This is a genomic window from Streptomyces venezuelae ATCC 10712, assembly GCF_008639165.1.
GTDB classification, from domain to species: domain Bacteria; phylum Actinomycetota; class Actinomycetes; order Streptomycetales; family Streptomycetaceae; genus Streptomyces; species Streptomyces venezuelae.
Genome location: NZ_CP029197.1, coordinates 6,069,490 through 6,087,102 on the forward strand (window position 1 = coordinate 6,069,490; position 17,613 = coordinate 6,087,102).

The window sequence follows — 17,613 nt, forward strand, 5'->3', positions numbered from 1 at the left end:
TCCGGGCTTGCGGGGGTGTCAGCCGTTGCCGGTGGTCAGTCCTGCCCTGACCTCGCGGGCGGCGGTGACGAGGTTCTCCAGGGAGGCGCGGGTCTCGGTCCAGCCGCGGGTCTTGAGTCCGCAGTCGGGGTTGACCCAGAGCCGCTCGGCGGGGATGGCCTCCAGGCCCTTGCGGAGCAGCGCGGCGGCCTCCTGCGTGCTGGGGACGCGGGGGGAGTGGATGTCCCAGACGCCCGGACCGGCCTCGCGCGGGTAGCCGTGCTCGGCGAGTTCACCGGCAACCTGCATGTGGGAGCGGGCGGCTTCGAGGCTGATGACGTCGGCGTCGAGGTCGTCGATGGCCTGGACGATGTCGCCGAACTCGGCGTAGCACATGTGGGTGTGGATCTGGGTGTCGGGCCGGACGCCGCTGGTGGAGAGCCGGAAGGACTCCGTCGCCCAGTCGAGGTAGGCGGCGTGGTCGGCGGCGCGCAGCGGGAGGGTCTCCCGGAGCGCGGGCTCGTCGACCTGGATGACCGAGGTGCCCGCCGCCTCCAGGTCGTTCACCTCGTCGCGCAGAGCCAGTGCCACCTGGCGGGCCGTGTCGCCGAGCGGCTGGTCGTCGCGGACGAACGACCAGGCGAGCATGGTGACCGGGCCGGTGAGCATGCCCTTGACCGGCTTGCTGGTCTGCGCCTGGGCGTACGTGGTCCAGCGCACCGTCATCGGTTCGGGGCGGGAGATGTCCCCGGCGAGGACCGGGGGCCGGACGTAGCGGGTGCCGTAGGACTGGACCCAGCCGTGCTGGGTGGCGACGTAGCCGGTGAGCTGCTCGGCGAAGTACTGCACCATGTCGTTGCGTTCGGGTTCGCCGTGGACGAGGACGTCGATCCCGGTCTTCTCCTGGAAGGAGAGGACCTCGCGGATCTCGTCCTTGATCCGCTCCTCGTAGCCGGCCGTGTCGATGCGCCCGGCGCGCAGGTCGGCGCGGGCCACGCGGAGTTCGTCGGTCTGCGGGAACGAGCCGATCGTGGTGGTCGGCAGCAGCGGCAGACCGAGGTGCGCGCGCTGGGCGGCGGCCCGCTCGGCGTACGGCTGGGAGCGGCGGCCGTCCGCGTCGGTGATCGCGGCGGTGCGGGCGCGTACGGCCGGGTCGCGGGTGAGGGCGGAGCTCGCGCGGGAGGCGAGGTCGGCCCGGTTGGCGGCCAGTTCGGCGCTGATCGCGTCGGTGCCGTTCGCCAGACCCTTGGCGAGGGTGACGACCTCGGTGGTCTTCTGCCGGGCGAAGGCGAGCCAGCGCCGGACCTGCGGGTCGATGTCGCCCTCGGCGGCCGCGTCCAGCGGGACGTGCAGGAGCGAGCAGGACGCGGCCACGTCGACCCGGTCGGCGAGACCGAGCAGGGTGGCGAGGGTGGCCAGGGACTTCTGGTAGTCGTTGATCCAGATGTTGCGGCCGTTGACGACGCCCGCGACCAGGCGCTTGCCGGGCAGTCCGCCGACCGCGGCGAGGTCGTCGAGGTTGGCGGCGGCGCGCTCGGTGAAGTCGAGGGCGAGACCGTCCACGGGGGCCGAGGCGAGCACCTGGAGGGCGTCGCCGAGCCGGTCGAAGTAGGAGGCGACGAGCAGCTTGGGCCGGTCGGCGAGCGCTCCGAGGTCGCGGTAGGCGCGGGTGGCGGCGTTCAGTTCGGCCGGGGTGCGGTCCTGGACGAGGGCGGGCTCGTCCAGCTGGACCCACTCGGCGCCCGCCGCGCGCAGGTCGGCGAGGACCTCGGCGTAGACCGGGAGCAGTCGGTCGAGGAGGGTGAGCGGGTCGAAGTCGTCGGCGACGCCGGGGGCGGGTTTGGCGAGGAGGAGGTAGGTGACGGGTCCGACGAGGACCGGGCGGGCGCTCAGGCCGAGGGTGAGGGCTTCCTTCAGCTCGGCGACCTGCTTGGTGGAGTCGGCCGTGAAGACGGTGTCCGGGCCGAGTTCGGGGACCAGGTAGTGGTAGTTGGTGTCGAACCACTTGGTCATCTCCAGCGGCGCGACGTCCTGGGTGCCGCGGGCCATGGCGAAGTAGCCGTCGAGCGCGTCCGCCTCGACGGCGGCACGGTGGCGTGCGGGGACAGCGCCGACCATGACACTGGTGTCCAGGACATGGTCGTAGTACGAGAAGTCACCGGTCGGAACTTCGTGGATGCCGGCGTCGGCCAGCTGCTGCCAGTTCGAACGACGCAGGTCGGCGGCGGTGGCCCGGAGGGCGTCTGCGGTGACGCGGCCCTTCCAGTAGCCCTCGATGGCCTTCTTCAGTTCGCGGTTCTGACCCTGGCGGGGGTAGCCGTACACGGTGGCTCGTGCTGCCGCGGCTGCGGGCTTCGCTGTCACGGAACTCTCCTTCGCGAGATGTGTCCAGAAACATCCCGGATGACGAGACGCGGACGCGAAGGGAACGACAGAACGCGCGGATCACGTCACGGGAAGACTCCGTGCATGCCGCTCGCTGTGTACGCCGACCCGCCCACGAGGTCACCGGAATGTCCGCGCGCGGAATCGTCCGCGTGCGGGCAACGGGCAGGTCTTCGGACTCGCGGGCACGCTCTCCGGATCGACCGGAGGACACCTACTGGCCGTCGCTTCCCAGACCCGTCCGGGCCCAGTGCGTATGACGGCGGTCGTTCCCGCTCACCGCTGCGGGGCAGTCCCGGATTCCCACCGGGTTCCCTCTTACGACGCATCCCGCCTGGCGGACGGGGCGAACCAGCTGCCCGGCCAGACTAGGGTGCCGAATCGCCCAGCGGCGACCCTTGTCCACCATACGGACCCAGAAATGAGACAGGCGGTGGAGGTGAAGAGGGACGCCGGTCGGCGTACCGCACGGTTTCAGTGCTCGGACACCACCGGGTAGGGCACCAGGGCGCGCCGGTCGGGGTCGACCGCGAGGACACCGCCGGCGGGCGGCCGGGCGCGCTGGGCGCAGTCCTGCCGTTCGCAGATCCGGCAGCCCAGGCCGATCGGGGTGACGGCGCGGGGGTCGGTCAGCGCGATTCCCTCCGCGTAGACCAGGCGTGGCGCGTGGCGCAGCTCGCAGCCCAGCGCGACGGCGAAGTCGGCGCGCGGCGCGTGGTGGCCGAACCCTCCCCGGGTCACCGTCCGGGCGATCCAGAAGTACTTCTTGCCGTCCGGCATCTCCGCCACCTGGGTGAGGATCCGGCCGGGCGCCGAGAACGCCTCGTACACGGTCCACAGCGGGCAGGTGCCGCCGAGGCGTGAGAAGTGGAAGTCGGTGGCGGACTGCCGCTTGGAGATGTTGCCCGCCCGGTCGGCCCGCAGGAAGGAGAAGGGCACCCCGCGGCGGCCGGTGCGCTGGAGCGTGCTCAGCCGGTGGCAGACCGTCTCGAATCCGACGCCGAAGCGTGCCTGGAGCAACTCGATGTCGTAGCGGAGCTCTTCGGCTGCCGTGTGGAAGGCGGTGTAGGGCATGAGGACCGCGCCGGCGAAGTAGTTGGCGAGGCCGATGCGTGCCAGGCCCTCCGCCTGGGGTGAGGTGAGCGCGGCCGTGTCGACCAGTTGGTCGAGGAGCGCCCCGTGCTCCAGAAACGCCAGCTGTGTGGCGAGTTGGAAGGCGCTCTGCCCTTCACTGAGCCAGGGAGAGATCAGGAGCACGCCGCTGTCCGCGTCGAAGCGCCGGGCGTCGGCCGACCGCTCCGGGCCCGACCGGAGCACCTTGATGCCGTGCCCGACCGCGAGACGTTTCGTGAGGGCGTCCGCCGCGCGGCCCGCGCGGCCGATGCCGAGGGCCTCGGCGATCGCCTCGGCCTCCGTCTCCAGGGCGGCGAAGTGGTTGTGGTGGGCGTAGAAGAAATCCCGTACCTCGTCGTGGGGTTCGGCGGGCAGCAGCCCCGCGGTGTCCTCGGGCGAGGCAAGGGCCGCCACCCGCTCGGAGGCGTCCCGGTAGCGCTGATGGAGGGTGACGAGGGCGCGGGCCACCTCGGGATGGTCGCGGGCCACGTCGGCGATCTCGTCCTGCGCTATCGGGGCGCCGCAGGCCTCGTCCCCGAGGGCAGCCCGCAGGTCCGTGGCCAGCCGCTCCTCCTCGGCCTCGGAGAAGAACTCCGGGTCGACGCCGAACACCTCGGCGATCCGCAGCAGCACGGGCGCGGTCAGCGGGCGCTGACTGTGCTCGATCTGGTTGAGGTAGCTGGTGGACAGGCCCAGGGCACGCGCGAGCTCGACCTGGTTCATGCCGCGCTCGCGGCGCAGCCTGCGCAGTTTCGCGTGCGCGTAGATCTTCGGACCGGCTGGCCGTCCCATGCGGATCAGACTCCTCTCCGTTCCCCCCTGTCTGTGAAGGTAGCATCCGCAGATTTTGCAAGATTCGCAGTTTCGCAGCCGTGGCGTGGACGGATTCCGCACAGTGGCGCCCTCGATCACGCCCCTCCGGCGGGGAAGACTCGCCGACGTACGCCGTTCCCACCGCACGCCGCGAGGAGTCCCGTGATCGACCACCAGGTACGCGTCCACCCCAGCGCCGACCGCCTGCCCCGCGAGGAGCAGCTCGCCTGGAAGCTGGCCGTCGTCGCCACTGGCACCCAGGAAGCGCCGGACCTCGACGCCGAGGCGTCGGAGATGGTGATCAACCGGATCATCGACAACGCCTCGGTCGCCGTGGCCTCGCTGCGCCGCCGCCCGGTCGCCGTCGCCCGCGCCCAGGCCGTCGGCCACCCGGCGGCCCCCGGCGCCTCGGCCTTCGGCCTCCCTGCCGGGACCACGCTCTCGCCGGAGTGGGCCGCCTGGGCCAACGGCACCGCCGTACGCGAGCTGGACTTCCACGACACCTACCTGGCCGCCGACTACTCCCACCCCGGCGACAACATCCCCCCGCTGCTGGCCGTCGCCCAGCACACCGGTCGCTCCGGCGCCGACCTCCTGCGCGGCATCACCGCCGCCTACGAGATCCACGTCGCCCTGGTCAAGGGCATCTGCCTGCACGCCCACCGCATCGACCACGTCGCCCACCTCAGCGCCGCCACCGCCGGCGGCATCGGAGCGATGCTGCGCCTGGACACCGAGACCGTGTACCAGGCCATCCAGCAGGCCGTGCACACCACGACCGCGACCCGGCAGTCCCGCAAGGGCGAGATCTCCAGCTGGAAGGCGTTCGCCCCGGCCTTCGCCGGGAAGGCCGCGATCGAGGCCGTGGACCGGGCCATGCGCGGCGAGGGGTCGCCCTCGCCGATCTACGAGGGTGAGGACGGCTTCCTCGCCTGGATGCTCGACGGCCCCGAGGCCTCCTACACCGTGACGCTGCCCGAGCCCGGCGAAGCGCGCCGCGCGATCCTCGACACGTACACCAAGGAGCACTCCGCCGAGTACCAGGCCCAGGCGATCATCGACCTGGCCCGGGGACTGCGGGAGGAGGCCGGGCCGCTGGACAAGGTCCGCTCGATCGTGCTCCACACCAGCCACCACACGCACCACGTCATCGGCTCCGGTTCCGGCGACCCGCAGAAGTACGACCCCACCGCCAGCCGCGAGACCCTCGACCACTCGGTGCCGTACATCTTCGCCGTCGCCCTGGAGGACGGCGGCTGGCACCACGAGCGCTCCTACGCCCCCGAGCGCGCCCAGTGCCCGGCCACCGTCGCCCTGTGGCAGAAGATCACCACGGTCGAGGACCCGGCCTGGACCCGCCGCTACCACGACCCCGATCCGGCCCGCCGGGCGTTCGGCGGCCGCGCCGTGATCACCCTCGACGGCGGCACCGTGATCGAGGACGAACTCGCCGTCGCCGACGCGCACCCCGCCGGCGCCCGCCCCTTCGACCGGGCCGGCTACACCGCGAAGTTCCGCACCCTCACCGACGGCATCGTCACGCCCGCCGACCAGGACTCGTTCCTCCGGTCCGCCGCCCGGCTCGCGGAGCTGGACACCGACGCGCTCGCGAGCCTCTTCCCGGTCGTCGACACCGACGCGGTCGCCGCGTACGACGCGACCCTCCCGAAGGGCCTGTTCTGATGCTGCACACCCACACCACACCCGCGTCCCGCCGCCGCCGCTTCCGCGAACAGCTGGCCTCCGGACGGCTGCTGTCGATCCCGGGCGCGATCAACCCGTACTCGGCCCGCCTCATCCAGGAGACCGGTTTCGACGCCGCGTACCTCTCCGGCGCCGTGCTCGCCGCCGACCTGGGCCTGCCCGACATCGGCCTCACCACCTCCACCGAGATCGCCGCACGCGCCCAGCAGATCACCCGAGTCACCGACCTCCCGGTCCTCATCGACGCCGACACCGGCTTCGGCGAGCCGATGAACGCGGCCCGCACCGTCCAGATCATGGAGGACGCGGGACTGGCCGGCCTCCACCTGGAGGACCAGATCAATCCCAAGCGCTGCGGTCACCTCGACGGGAAGACCGTCGTATCCGCCGGGGACATGGTCCGGCGGCTCCGCGCCGCCGTCGACGCCCGCCGCGACCCGGACTTCCTCCTCATGGCCCGCACCGACGCCCGCTCGATCGAGGGACTCGACGCCGCCATCGACCGGGCCAAGGCCTACGTGGACGCCGGCGCCGACGCGATCTTCCCCGAAGCCCTCGCCGACGAGTCCGAGTTCGAAGCCTTCCGCAAGGCCATCGACGTACCCCTGCTCGCCAACATGACCGAATTCGGCAAGAGCAGGCTCCTCGACACGGCCACCCTCGAGAACCTCGGCTACAACATCGCGCTCTACCCCGTCACCTTCTTCCGTCTCGCCATGGGAGCCGTCGAGGACGGCCTGCGCACCCTCGCGGCCGAGGGCACCCAGGAGTCCCTGCTGCCCCGCATGCAGACCCGCTCCCGCCTGTACGAGGTGCTCGGCTACGAGGACTACAGCACCTTCGATTCAGCCGTCTTCGACTTCACCCTTCCGCCCGGCAACTGACCCGCACCGGAGGCCACCATGACCGCCACCGCACCCGAGATCCACCGAGGTCTCTCCGGTGTTGTCGTCGACACCACCGCCATCTCCACCGTCATCCAGGAGACCCACTCCCTCACCTACCGCGGCTACCCCGTCCAGGACCTCGCCGCCCGCTGCACCTTCGAGGAAGTCGCCCACCTCCTGTGGCACGGCGAACTGCCCGACGCGGAACAGTTGCGCGCCTTCCAGGCGCAGGAGCGCGCCCTGCGCCCCCTGGACCGCACCACCGCCGAAGTACTCGCCCGCCTGCCCGAGACCTGCCACCCGATGGACGTGCTGCGCACGGCCGTCAGCTTCTTCGGCTCGGAGGACCCCACCGAGGACGACGGCAGCATCGCCGCCAACCGCACCAAGTCCCTCTCACTGCTGGCCAAGCTCCCGACCGTCGTCGCCGCCGACCACCGGCGCCGCCACGGCCTCGCCCCGCTCCAGCCCGACGCGTCCCTCGGTTATGCCGAGAACTTCTTCCACATGTGCTTCGGCGCGGTACCCGATCCGGCGGTGGTCCGCTGCTTCGAGATCTCCCTCATCCTCTACGCCGAGCACAGCTTCAACGCCTCCACCTTCACCGCCAGGGTGGTTACCTCCACCCTCTCCGACCTCTACAGCGCGGTCACCGCGGCCATCGGCGCCCTCAAGGGCCCGCTGCACGGCGGCGCCAACGAGGCCGTGATGCACATGCTGAACGAGATCGGCGACCCGGAGAAGGCGGGGGAGTGGCTGGACGACGCGTTGGCGACCAAGCGCAAGATCATGGGCTTCGGACACCGTGTCTACAAGAACGGCGACTCCCGGGTCCCGATCATGCAGGAGGCCACCGACCGCCTCGTCGCCCGCGCCGCCGACCCCGACGTGACCCGGCTCGCCACCCTCCACGCCTCGCTGCGCCACGCCATGATCAGCCGCAAGGGCATCCACCCGAACCTCGACTACCCCGCCGGCCTCGCCTACCACCTCATGGGCTTTGACATCCCCACCTTCACCCCCATCTTCGTGATGAGCCGCATCACCGGCTGGACGGCCCACATCACCGAACAACTCGAACACAACGCCCTGATCCGCCCTCTCGGTGCGTACAACGGTCCTGAACAGCGGCCCCTCCCCGGCCCCTGACCGGGGTCAGAGGGGAGCCCAGCCACTACCGACCGAACATGCAGATTCCGGGGCCACGACCGCCTCATTCCGCACGTGGGTCTGTCGGGCGGCGCTGCGGTGCTGAGGGCCGCCGCCCAGAGGTGGAAGAGGCTGCAGAACGCGCCGCCGCCCGCGCCCCTTCCGGGCCGCGACGGACAGCCGCCCCTCTCTCGCCTGTACCTGGGCCTCCGATTCCACGCGCGGTCGACGTCCGGGAAGAGTCTTGCCCGCCGACATCAAGGCGCGACGCCGTGTCTTCGGATCCCCGTCAACACTCTCTGGTGTGCGTCAAGGCCGCCCGTAGCGCCCACAGTGCACGTAACACACATTGATCTTGAGTCCTATTTATGCCTTGCGAGTCGCTGACCTGCGGATTCTCTCAACCTGTTTTGTGCTCCATGTGTTTCATGATGACCCACCACGTGGAGTGCGTCGCGATCCTTGAACCTGCCAAAAAGGGCCGTTGACCTGCGGGTTTGCTGGGTGTGCATTATGTGCGTTACGTGCGTTACGTGCGATATCTGACGCATATCTGACGCACGTGACGCACGTTTGACGCACGCCTGACGCACGCCCGGCTTGTTTGCTGACGTGACGTCAGCATCAGAAAGCCGCCCTCCCGACCGGAATGACATCCGGGCTGGAAGGGCGGCTTTCTGCTGTGCGGATACCCATGGTGCGCCGCCTCCCGCTGCACCCACGGCCGACGGTGAGCTGCCACGCTCTGTAATCACCTCCCGGTGAGGAAATATGCCTGCGATGCTGAGCGTTGGGTGCATCCACGGAGAGGGGAGGTGTTGGAGCTGCGGTTGTTCCAGACAGAGGACGGGAACGTGAGCGAGTTCGCACCACGGCTTGCTGAGGCCGAAGCAGACGTGCAGCGCCTCGTAGAGGCGAACATGGAGGCGCTGTTGGGGGTCCGGTTCTTGGCGTCCGAGTACGGCACAGGACCCGTCCACGCCGGCCGAATCGATTCGCTCGGCCTCGACGCGAACGGGGCTCCCGTCGTTGTCGAGTACAAGCGCGGCACGGATCCAGGCGTGATCAACCAGGGACTTTTCTACTTGAGCTGGCTCGTGGACCATCGCAGCGAGTTTGAGCAACTGGTCCGCGACAGGCTCGGGTCGGACGCTGCGGCCCGGGTGCTGTGGAGCGAGCCCAGGTTGATCTGCGTGGCCGGCGACTACACCCGTTACGACCTTCACGCAGTGCGTGAGCACTGGCGCAGCATCGACCTGGTCCGCTACCGCTTCTTCGGCACCCGCCTCATCGGACTGGAGACTCTGGCCGCTGCCACCGGGCGTTCGACGCATCGCAGGCGGAAGCAGCGCACCGAGCCGGTGGGGGCGGGGTGCAAGTCGATCGTCGAGCTGGCAGCAGCGGCGGACGAGACCCTTCTCGGCCTCGGCGACGGCATCACCAAGGTACGGCGCAAGCACTACAGCGCCTATCGACGGCTGCAGAATTTCGCAAGCATTTGCCCGCCGCAGCGAACCAAGGTCCACGTGTACCTCTCGCTCGACCCCGCAGAGGTCGACCTCGTCCCCGATTTCATCAGAAACGTGCGGGGCTTGGGGCACCACGGAACAGGCGACCTTGAGGTACGACTGCGGACGGAGCGAGACCTGGAACGTGCCCTTGACCTGTTCCGCGCCAGTTATGCGGCGGCGTGAACAGCCAAGCCAACGCGTAACGACCTTCGAGTCGTGAGATTTGAGTTGGTTCTTCTTCGTGAGGCAGCCTTTCGACGGGTGGGCAGGAAGTGGCGGTGGAGAAACCATCATCCTGAGATTCCCCGGTTAGGCTAACCGGGGAATCTCGGGTATCTTTCGCCGCGCGTCGAGACCATGCCGCCACTCAATAGGGGGACCAGTTGGATCGTCGGCACCTGCTGGGCGGTTCGCTGTTGTCACCTCTCGCCTAGGAATTCCCGCGCGCCGCGGAGTCTGATGCCGAGTCGGTCTTGTGTGGCGTGGCTGTCGAGGCGCACGTCCAGGGCACCCGGCAGCCGAAGGTCCGCGCGGCGCCCTGCGGGCAGCAAGGAGGGCGAGATGCCGTCCCGGCGGGCAATGAGCACGCCCAGCGAGTAGCGGCTGAGTGCGTCGGCGCCGGCGAGGTGAAAGACGCCGGCACGACCGGAGGCCGCGAGTTTCCACAAGCCGGACGCGAGATCGGCGACATGGATGGGGCAGCGGATGTCGTCCGTGAACAGAGCACCTTGACGCTCGTTGGCAGCTAGCTCGTGCACCACACGTTCATGTTCAGAATCGCCGTCGCCGATGATTAGAGAGGTGCGGACGACAGCCGCATCCGGGCACAGAATCCGTACCGCGGTCTCGCCGGCGGCCTTCGCGGCCCCGTACGGGGTAATCGGGTCGGGGGTGCAGGTCTCGTCGTACCGCGCCCTGCCGAGACCGGAGAAGACGGCATCGGAGGAGACGTGCACCAGGCGGATTCCGAGCCTCGCGGCAGCCATGGCGACGTGCACGGAGCCGTCCGCGGTGACCGCCCAGTCCGCTCCGCCACTGCTCACGTTGATGACTGCGCAAGGTGCCACCGTAGCCAGGAGAGCTTCCACCTGCGCGCGACTTCGTACGTCGAGCTGGTGCCAGGCGCCATTCTGTGTGACGCCGGGGCGGGAATGGTACGAGGCATCTGCCGCCCAGCCCTGCCCTCGTGCTTGACGCAGTAGCTCTGTCCCCAAGAACCCGCTGCCACCGATGATCAGCATCTTCATGCCGCCCACGCTAGGGGCTCGACCGCTTGGTCCCGCAGCGACCTTCGCGAAGTGATGCTGGTGCGCGCATGCCGGCCGCCGGGCGCTGGGTCGCCTACTGGTCCCGCTCCTCCGCCGAGGTCGGCTTTCGGTGTCGACCCCGGCCTTTGCCCATCGATGGCCGGTCCCACTCCGCAGGCTTCGCCTGCGCGGGCGGAGGCGGAAACAGAAGCGACTGGGCAGCGGCCAGGTTCTCGGCAATGCCGACCACCTGCCACTCCGTGCCCGTCCACTCTTCGATCGCTCTCGGCGCGGCCGGGTCGACGTGGGCTCCGCGGTGAGGACCGTTGCCGAGCGGCACCGCGCGCTGCTTGCCCATCGAGGCGGCCCTGCGCTCGGCGCGTCGGCGCGCCCACTGTTCCAGTGGTTCGTCTTCCTGCATCCAGGCATCGTGGCCGAGTTCAGGCCTGGGCCGCCACCCTGTCCCTCGGATGAGTGATGACGTGTGGTGCGGTCACTCGATGGGGGGAAGTGTGAGGCGGGGTGTAGACCTCCTGCATGTGCCTCCGTAGCGTGCCTGTTTCAGAAATCAGGGCAGCCGTGAGGGAAGCGCCTCAGGGAGGGGTCGGGGGGATCCGATGCATGGAAACTGGGCGTCGCTTGGGCTGTGCCGGGCGGGGAACGCGGACGACCTCTTCGTCGAGGGTGCAGCCCAGAACCGCGCAAAGGCCCTGTGCGCAGGGTGTCCTGTGCGCGCCGAGTGCCTTGCTCACGCTCTCGACGAGCGGATCGAGCACGGCGTGTGGGGTGGTATGACGGAACGGGAGCGGCGGGCGCTGCTGAAACGCCGGCCCACCGTACGGTCTTGGGCCGATCTCCTCAGAGCAGCTCGCCGCGAGCACGACGCAGTGCTGACCCCTTCTGGGCTCCGTTCCGCCTAACTGACCGTTTCAGAATGCCGCTCGGAGCCGTCGGAGGCAGATGATGCTGCAGGCAAGTTCGAGCAGACCTTGGTGGAGGTCAGCGCGTCGTTCGTAGCGGGTTCGGAGTCGTTTGAACTGGTGCAGCCAGGCGAAGGCGCGTTCAACCACCCAGCGCACCTTGCCCAGTCCGGAGCCGTGGGCGACGCCGCGTCGGGCGATCATCGGCTTGATGCCACGCTTCCACAGGAGGCGGCGGTACTTGTCGAAATCGTAGCCACGGTCGGCGTATAGCCGCCGGGGCTTGCGGCGAGGGCGTCCGCGCATGCCTCGGATCGGCGGGATGGCGTCCAGGAGCGGCAAGAGCTGGGTCACATCGTGGCGGTTGCCGCCGGTGATAATGACGGCGAGTGGGATGCCGCGCCGGTCAACGATCAGATGGTGCTTGGAGCCGGGGCGGGCCCGGTCGACTGGTGAGGGGCCGACATGGTCTCCCCCTTTGAGGGCTCGGACGTGCGAGCCGTCCACGGCGCAGTCGTCCAGGTCCAGAGAATCTGTGCGGCGCAGTTCAGTCAGCAGGGCGGCATGCAGGCGCGGCCAGACTCCGGCTTCGGTCCAGTCCCGCAATCGGCGCCAGGCCGTGACTCCGGAGCAGCCCACGGTCTCGGCGGGGATGTCGCGCCAGGAAGCACCGGTCCACAGAATGTACAGAATGCCGGCGAGAGCTGTCCTGTCTGGAACGCGAAGTCGTCCGGGGTGGCGGTGGCGCCGCACGGGGGCAGGTGGCAGTAGCGGAGCCACCCGCTCCCACAGGTCGTCCGAAACAAGAGCAGCACGCACCTGGCCATCCTGCCGGTCAAGATCATCGGACGGGCCCGGGTTCAACTCATCCGGAAGGGGGCGGCCTGGGCGAAGGGATGCGGGAAATCCGCCTCCGGACGGTCCCGTGACGGCTGCCGCTGCCCTGGGGGGCGCCGTGTGGGTCGGGGCGGTGACCCGGACCCACTCGGCGCGGTGGTCAGGCTTTCGTGCCGGAGTTCCCGCCGGACGCGGGGGTGGCCCCGGACGCCGGCGCGGGGGTGGGCTGGGGCGTGTCGGTCTTGCCGCCCTGGTTGAGCATGCCGCCGAGGGCGCTGAGGTTGCCGCCTCCGGCTCCGCCGGTGACGAGCGGTGCCGCCTTGCCGGCGGCGTCGACCGCGATCTGGGCCATCTTCTGGAGGTGTTCGGTGGCGGTCTTGAGGGCTTCCTGGGCGCGGACGCCGGCTTCCTTGTCGTTGGTGGCTGCTGCCTCGATGCCCTTGCTGAGGATCTGGCTCATCTGGGTGAGGCCGCTCATGTCGCGGAACAGGTTGGCCGTGGTCATGGCCTGGACCGCCTGCAGGCCGTTCGGGTCGGGCATCGCCACCAGCGGGGTGAACTTGGCCTGGGAGGCGCCCATGCCGGCCGCGGTGGTGTCGAGGTTCTGTGCGCGTGAGGCGGTGGAGATGGGGGCGATGTCGGCGGGGGTGATCTGGATGGGCGAGTCCTTCCAGTTCCAGAAGCGGGTGAGGTCGATCTTCTCGGCCGAGTTGGACCGGCCGAGGACGGCCTCGGCGAAGACGCCGTTGGTGGCGATCGCGATCGTGTTGGTCGCCGGTGCCCCGAACGTGTTGTCGCCCGCCTTGCGGGAGTCGGTCCACTCCTCCCGTTCTTCTTCGCTGGCGAAGTTCCAGCGGAAGCCGAGGTAGTTGCCGGTGGCGGCGATCGGCTTCGGGTCCAGCAGAGTGCCGAGCGGTACCGGCGCGGCGGTCGAGCCCGCGGGGGTGTAGGAGTAGTTGGCGAGGATGCGGCTGAGCGTCAGCTCGTCGGCGTTGGCCCACACGGCCTGGCTGTAGTGCCGGCTGTTGTCGTTCAGGTGGTCCAGGACCGCCTGGGGCACGTTCCCGCCCCGCACGTGGAACCCGAGCGACGCGACGTAGGTGCGGCTGCCGGACTTCACCGTCGAGCCGAACAGCCCGCAGATGGTCGAGGCGCCGCCGGCGTCCTCGGACAGGTCGGGTGCGACGGTGGTGGTCGCGGCGACGCCGAAGTTCGCCACGCCCGAGGTCATCTTCAGGCGCAGCCCGGCGAGGCTGCCGCGGGCTGCCTTGCCGGACCAGGCTTCGTAGGAGATCAGCTTGTCGGCGCCGCCGAAGGTGTAGGACGCCTGCTGTGCGCCGGCGCCGCCGATGTCGCCGCAGCCGAAGGTGTGGCTCGGGAAGACGACCTGGACGCCGCGGATGCCGTCGGTGTCGGACCAGACGTCGATCCGGGACGCGTAAGAAGAGTCCGCCTTCGGCTGGTCGTCGAAGGGTGTCTGTGTTTCTCGTCCCATGATCCGGCGCACGGTCCCGTTGCTCATGAGGACCCAGTAGTCCGCGCCGGCCGAGGCGATCTGCGCCAGTCCGGTAATGCTCTGGAGGCCGTTGGTCGCGGGACGGATCACGGTCGTCGCACCGGACTCCACCAGCAGGGGTGCCGTCTCGCCGCTGGACTGGGACTGGACGACGGCCCAGAGCGCACCGTCGGACGTGGCGGACAGGCGCTGCACGCCCGGTCCGTTCCGCCGAATCCCGTCGGTGCCGCTGCGCTCGTAGACGACACCCTGCCGGGAGTACCACACCTTGTCCTTGCCGGTGACGGCGATGTCGTCGGCCGTGATACCCAGATTCACCCATGAGCTCGGGCCGCGCTGGTGGATGAGGTTGTTGGTGCCGACGACGAAGAGCGTGCCGTCCGTGCCGCAGGCGATGCGCAGCCCCCAGCCACTTGCTGGATCCATTCGCCAGGTCGTTCCGTCGAACTGCATGACTGCTTTGTCGGTCCTGAGCGCCCAGACGCTGTCCTTGGCCGGTGCGATGCCGATCAGACCGCCGCCCAGACCCGTGGTGGGTAAGGGGTTCCACCGCTGGGTTGCCGGGTCGAACCGGACCGGGCTGCCGTCGGCCTTGCGCACCCCATACACGCCCATCGCCGAAGCGGCGATGTCGGTCAGCTCCACCCCGTCGAACTCCTGGCGATCCGGCATCTCCGGTGCCGAGCACGCGTCGAGCTTGCGCACGGTGGTGTCGAACGGGTTGGCCGCGCGGATCTTTGCCGCCCAGTCGACCGGTGCCACCGACGCGAGCACCTCCTTGTACCGCTGGAGGCTGGTGTGGGTGAAGGTGAGCTCCTGCAGCGGGATGAACAGACAGCGTTCCAGCTTGGTCGGTCTGGTCGTCACGTTGTAGACCTGGACGACCTCGTAGTACTGCACCGACATCGCGTGCATGTGGTTGTAGTTGGTAACGACCCGGGTGAAGACCTGGTCCTTCTCCGTCTGCGTCGTCTCGCGCACGACCGTCATGTTCCGGCTGCGGGCCGCGGTCGCAAGCTGCTGGGTCCGCGCGCTGATCCGCTGCGTCGCCTCCGCCGCGACCGTCTTCACGCCCGTGGAGCGCGACACCGACGTCGCGATGCCCGCGTTCGACGACTTGCTCCAGTTGCCGCCGCCGCCGATACCGAAGAGCGCGACGCCGACGCTGCCGCCGGAGCTGGACGACTGGCTGGCCTGGAATCCCTGGGAGTCGCCGTACTGCTCCTCGCGGGCGATCGCGTTCGCGACCTCGCTGATCGACCGATTCTGCTCGGTGGTCCCGGACAGCGCCTCGGCCTCGGACGCCGTCTCGGTGCCGGTGGCCCGGGTGGTGCGCTGCCAGTCGACGACCGCGACCCTGGTGCTCTCGCCGGGCGCGAGCGCGAGGCTGTGCAGCAGCCTGCCGAGCGTGACGCCCTGGGCCGACCAGCTCTGCTCAGTGGTGACGATCATGCCCTCGGCCGGGCGGTCGTAGAACGGCAGGTTCTCCTCGCCGAGGTCGATGGCACCGGTCAGGGCGCGTGCCGGCTTCGCCCCGGGGATGTCGGTGAGCACCACCGAGCGGTACCGGACGATCTCCGTCGGGTAGTTGCCGGTGGTGGGGAGCAGGTCCTTGGGCGTCGGGCCGTCGAGCATCGTCTTGTCCGCTTCGGACGCGGCAGGCGTACTCGCCGAGGTGGTCGCGGGTGTTCCGGTGCTCGGAGTGCTCATCAAGTGTCCCGTCTCAGAAGGAGAGAAGGGCAGTCGCCAGGGCTGCCAGGCCCCACGGCGTCTGGCGCAAAGGCAACGACGCCTTCCGTAACGCTCGAAAGCTACACAGTTTGTTCACAGCAGCAGCAAGCTCTTCCGGAAATGGCCAGAAAAGGGCGCCCGAGAGGTCAATAACGCTTCCACAGCATGGAGTTGAGGGGGATGCCCTCCCACCTGACGGGCTTCATGACGCTGACCGCACGGCCTTCCTGGTCTCGGAGCACAGGGATCGCACGGATCAAGGCCGCAGTGCGTACGGCGCGGCGGCCTCTGCCCTCCGGTGCGAACTGAGGAGCGGAGTAACCACGCGCCAAAGCCCGTTGTTGCCCATGGAGGAGACCAGCCTGTGCTTGATCCGGGTTGGCAGCACATGACTCCGGAAGCTCCGAAACTCTTTCTGAAACGAGCAGTAAGTCTGTGAGGGCTGGAGCGGATCCTGTTGGAGGAGGGGCGCCGTCGGTGGCAGCTGCTGGGACGCCCTTGTGGGCGCGTCCAGGTGCAGGACGTGCCGTTCAACGGCGATACGCGCGAGGCTGAGGGCCGGCGGCCGGGAGCCGAACGGCGGTCGCCGGAAGAGCCTTCGCACGAGGTGTGGGGGCGAGCGCTACGGCGGTCGAGGCCAGCTCGGCCAGGAGGTCCTCGGAGGCACAGGCGGAGAGACGTATCGTCCATGCTGCGCGGTCGAGGCTGTCGCCGCCGTGGACGGTCCAGCGGCCGGTCGTTGAATGTGGGGCGTGCTCGAAGGTGATCGAGCGGTCCTTCGCGGTCCAGCTGGTGTGGGCGGGGTGGCTCGCGGGGTGCCAGCCTGCGGCCCGCAGGATCTCGTGCGGGCCTTCGCCGGACCAGACCGGAGGAGCGTCGAGGTACTGCAGGATCGCCGCGATCAGGAGGGTGGGAGTGCCGGCGGTGATCGTGGTGTGCCACAGGCGTTCGCCGACTGGGCCGTTGTATTCGGCGATCATCCAGGCGACGTCGGTGCGGTGGCGGGCCTCGTGATCGAACTCGGCCCGGGAGAGAAGGGATTCGTGGACGGCGATGGTCGTTTCGTCGAACGGCCGATACCTCTCCCACTGCGGGAGGCCGTCGAAGAGGGCCTGGAGGAATGATTCGTGCTCGCCAGGTCTCGCGGTAGGTGGCTCGGCTGTGGGTGCCACGGTCCTCCGGTGATCGGCCTGCGCTGCTCCCGTAAGGACTTGATGGACGGTGCGTTCGAGGTCGGTCAGCGGGGCGGGGCCGGGGCGGACGGCGACGGAGTACAGCCGGTGGAACTCGGCGATGGCCTCCGTCTCGCTCTTGAACGTGGAGGTGACCTGCCGGACATGGTTCTCGCCGTGGAGGTGGACGTGGCGCCGGACGCCGGTGGTGTAGCTGGCGACGGCGACGGTGTTCTGTCCGTCGTCGGCGTGCAGGTGGACGACGAGACGGCCGTCGGCGATGTCGTCATGGATGCGCTGGGCTTCAGCGCTCACCTCGCGGACTTCTTCCATCGTGCACCAGGGGAAGGGGTAGTTGCTCCATTCCCACTCGGTGTTGATCTCGTCCTGGAGGCCGGGTGCGATGTCGACGGTGAAGCCGTATCGCTTCAGCTGTTCGGCCGCGGTGTCGGCGTAGTGGGGCTCGTCGCGGTCGATGCGGGCGAGCACCATGGTGGTGGGGCTGGTGCTGCTCCAGCCGAGGTCGTGGAGGTGGGAGCGGGCGGCGTCGGCCGTGGGGCCGCTGGTGGTGGCGATGACACCCGGGTGGTGGTCGGGCTGGAGGGCGAAGTGGATCTGGGCGTTGGCAGGGGCGTGGGGCATCGGGGTC

12 protein-coding genes and 1 riboswitch are annotated in these 17,613 nt (G+C 69.4%); of the genes, 5 read left to right on the plus strand and 7 right to left on the minus strand.

Annotated elements, in window-relative coordinates; all coding sequences use genetic code 11:
- Positions 1–18 precede the first annotated feature (18 nt).
- Positions 19–2,343, minus strand: coding sequence for a 5-methyltetrahydropteroyltriglutamate--homocysteine S-methyltransferase (gene metE / locus DEJ43_RS28010; RefSeq protein ID WP_015036761.1), 2,325 nt, complete (start codon positions 2,341–2,343; stop codon positions 19–21).
- Between the two features lie 168 nt (positions 2,344–2,511).
- Positions 2,512–2,735: riboswitch (cobalamin riboswitch) on the minus strand.
- Positions 2,736–2,838: 103 nt separating this feature from the next.
- A complete protein-coding gene (locus DEJ43_RS28015; RefSeq protein ID WP_015036762.1) occupies positions 2,839–4,269 on the minus strand; it encodes a short-chain fatty acyl-CoA regulator family protein in 1,431 nt (476 codons plus the stop codon).
- A gap of 183 nt (positions 4,270–4,452) precedes the next feature.
- On the opposite strand from DEJ43_RS28015, the gene DEJ43_RS28020 reads away from it, so the two are divergent.
- From DEJ43_RS28020 to DEJ43_RS28035, 4 genes are all read left to right on the plus strand, one after another.
- Positions 4,453–5,973 (plus strand): MmgE/PrpD family protein, encoded by a 1,521-nt coding sequence (locus tag DEJ43_RS28020; protein ID WP_015036763.1) that lies wholly within the window; start codon positions 4,453–4,455, stop codon positions 5,971–5,973.
- On the plus strand, positions 5,973–6,878 hold the full coding sequence (prpB, locus tag DEJ43_RS28025) for a methylisocitrate lyase (RefSeq protein WP_015036764.1): 906 nt from the start codon (positions 5,973–5,975) through the stop codon (positions 6,876–6,878). Before DEJ43_RS28020 ends, prpB begins: the two co-directional genes overlap by 1 nt.
- A gap of 18 nt (positions 6,879–6,896) precedes the next feature.
- Positions 6,897–8,030, plus strand: coding sequence for a bifunctional 2-methylcitrate synthase/citrate synthase (locus DEJ43_RS28030; protein WP_015036765.1), 1,134 nt, complete (start codon positions 6,897–6,899; stop codon positions 8,028–8,030).
- 815 nt (positions 8,031–8,845) lie between these two features.
- Complete coding sequence (locus tag DEJ43_RS28035; RefSeq protein ID WP_015036767.1) at positions 8,846–9,724, plus strand: DUF5655 domain-containing protein; 879 nt, start codon at positions 8,846–8,848, stop codon at positions 9,722–9,724.
- 236 nt (positions 9,725–9,960) lie between these two features.
- On the opposite strand, the gene DEJ43_RS28040 is transcribed toward DEJ43_RS28035, so the two are convergent.
- Both DEJ43_RS28040 and DEJ43_RS28045 read right to left on the minus strand, forming a co-directional pair.
- The gene (locus DEJ43_RS28040) at positions 9,961–10,788 is read right to left on the minus strand and encodes an SDR family oxidoreductase (protein WP_015036768.1); all 828 of its coding nucleotides are present in this window, start codon (positions 10,786–10,788) and stop codon (positions 9,961–9,963) included.
- A gap of 94 nt (positions 10,789–10,882) precedes the next feature.
- Positions 10,883–11,209: a DUF6087 family protein gene (locus DEJ43_RS28045; RefSeq protein ID WP_015036769.1), complete on the minus strand. Its 327-nt coding sequence runs from the start codon at positions 11,207–11,209 to the stop codon at positions 10,883–10,885.
- Between the two features lie 196 nt (positions 11,210–11,405).
- Here DEJ43_RS28045 and DEJ43_RS28050 point away from each other — a divergent pair, with 196 nt between their 5' ends.
- Entirely contained in the window at positions 11,406–11,708 is a 303-nt protein-coding gene (locus tag DEJ43_RS28050; RefSeq protein WP_015036770.1) for a WhiB family transcriptional regulator, read from the plus strand.
- A 9-nt stretch (positions 11,709–11,717) separates the two neighbouring features.
- On the opposite strand, the gene DEJ43_RS28055 is transcribed toward DEJ43_RS28050, so the two are convergent.
- The 3 genes from DEJ43_RS28055 to DEJ43_RS38620 form a co-directional block, all read right to left on the minus strand.
- Positions 11,718–12,527 (minus strand): IS5 family transposase, encoded by an 810-nt coding sequence (locus DEJ43_RS28055; RefSeq protein ID WP_051025940.1) that lies wholly within the window; start codon positions 12,525–12,527, stop codon positions 11,718–11,720.
- Between the two features lie 178 nt (positions 12,528–12,705).
- A complete protein-coding gene (locus DEJ43_RS38325) occupies positions 12,706–15,771 on the minus strand; it encodes a hypothetical protein (RefSeq protein ID WP_015036772.1) in 3,066 nt (1,021 codons plus the stop codon).
- A 551-nt stretch (positions 15,772–16,322) separates the two neighbouring features.
- Positions 16,323–17,606: a DUF317 domain-containing protein gene (locus DEJ43_RS38620; RefSeq protein WP_015036773.1), complete on the minus strand. Its 1,284-nt coding sequence runs from the start codon at positions 17,604–17,606 to the stop codon at positions 16,323–16,325.
- Positions 17,607–17,613: the final 7 nt, after the last annotated feature.

Excerpts from the sequence above, each read along its gene's own strand:
- DEJ43_RS28050 (WP_015036770.1), top strand. The coding sequence starts at position 11,406 with ATGCATGGAAACTGGGCGTCGCTTGGGCTGTGCCGGGCGGGGAACGCG.
- DEJ43_RS28045 (WP_015036769.1), bottom strand. The coding sequence starts at position 11,209 with ATGCAGGAAGACGAACCACTGGAACAGTGGGCGCGCCGACGCGCCGAG.
- prpB (WP_015036764.1), top strand. The coding sequence starts at position 5,973 with ATGCTGCACACCCACACCACACCCGCGTCCCGCCGCCGCCGCTTCCGC.
- DEJ43_RS38620 (WP_015036773.1), bottom strand. The coding sequence starts at position 17,606 with ATGCCCCACGCCCCTGCCAACGCCCAGATCCACTTCGCCCTCCAGCCC.
- DEJ43_RS38325 (WP_015036772.1), bottom strand. The coding sequence starts at position 15,771 with ATGAGCACTCCGAGCACCGGAACACCCGCGACCACCTCGGCGAGTACG.
- DEJ43_RS28040 (WP_015036768.1), bottom strand. The coding sequence starts at position 10,788 with ATGAAGATGCTGATCATCGGTGGCAGCGGGTTCTTGGGGACAGAGCTA.
- DEJ43_RS28030 (WP_015036765.1), top strand. The coding sequence starts at position 6,897 with ATGACCGCCACCGCACCCGAGATCCACCGAGGTCTCTCCGGTGTTGTC.
- DEJ43_RS28015 (WP_015036762.1), bottom strand. The coding sequence starts at position 4,269 with ATGGGACGGCCAGCCGGTCCGAAGATCTACGCGCACGCGAAACTGCGC.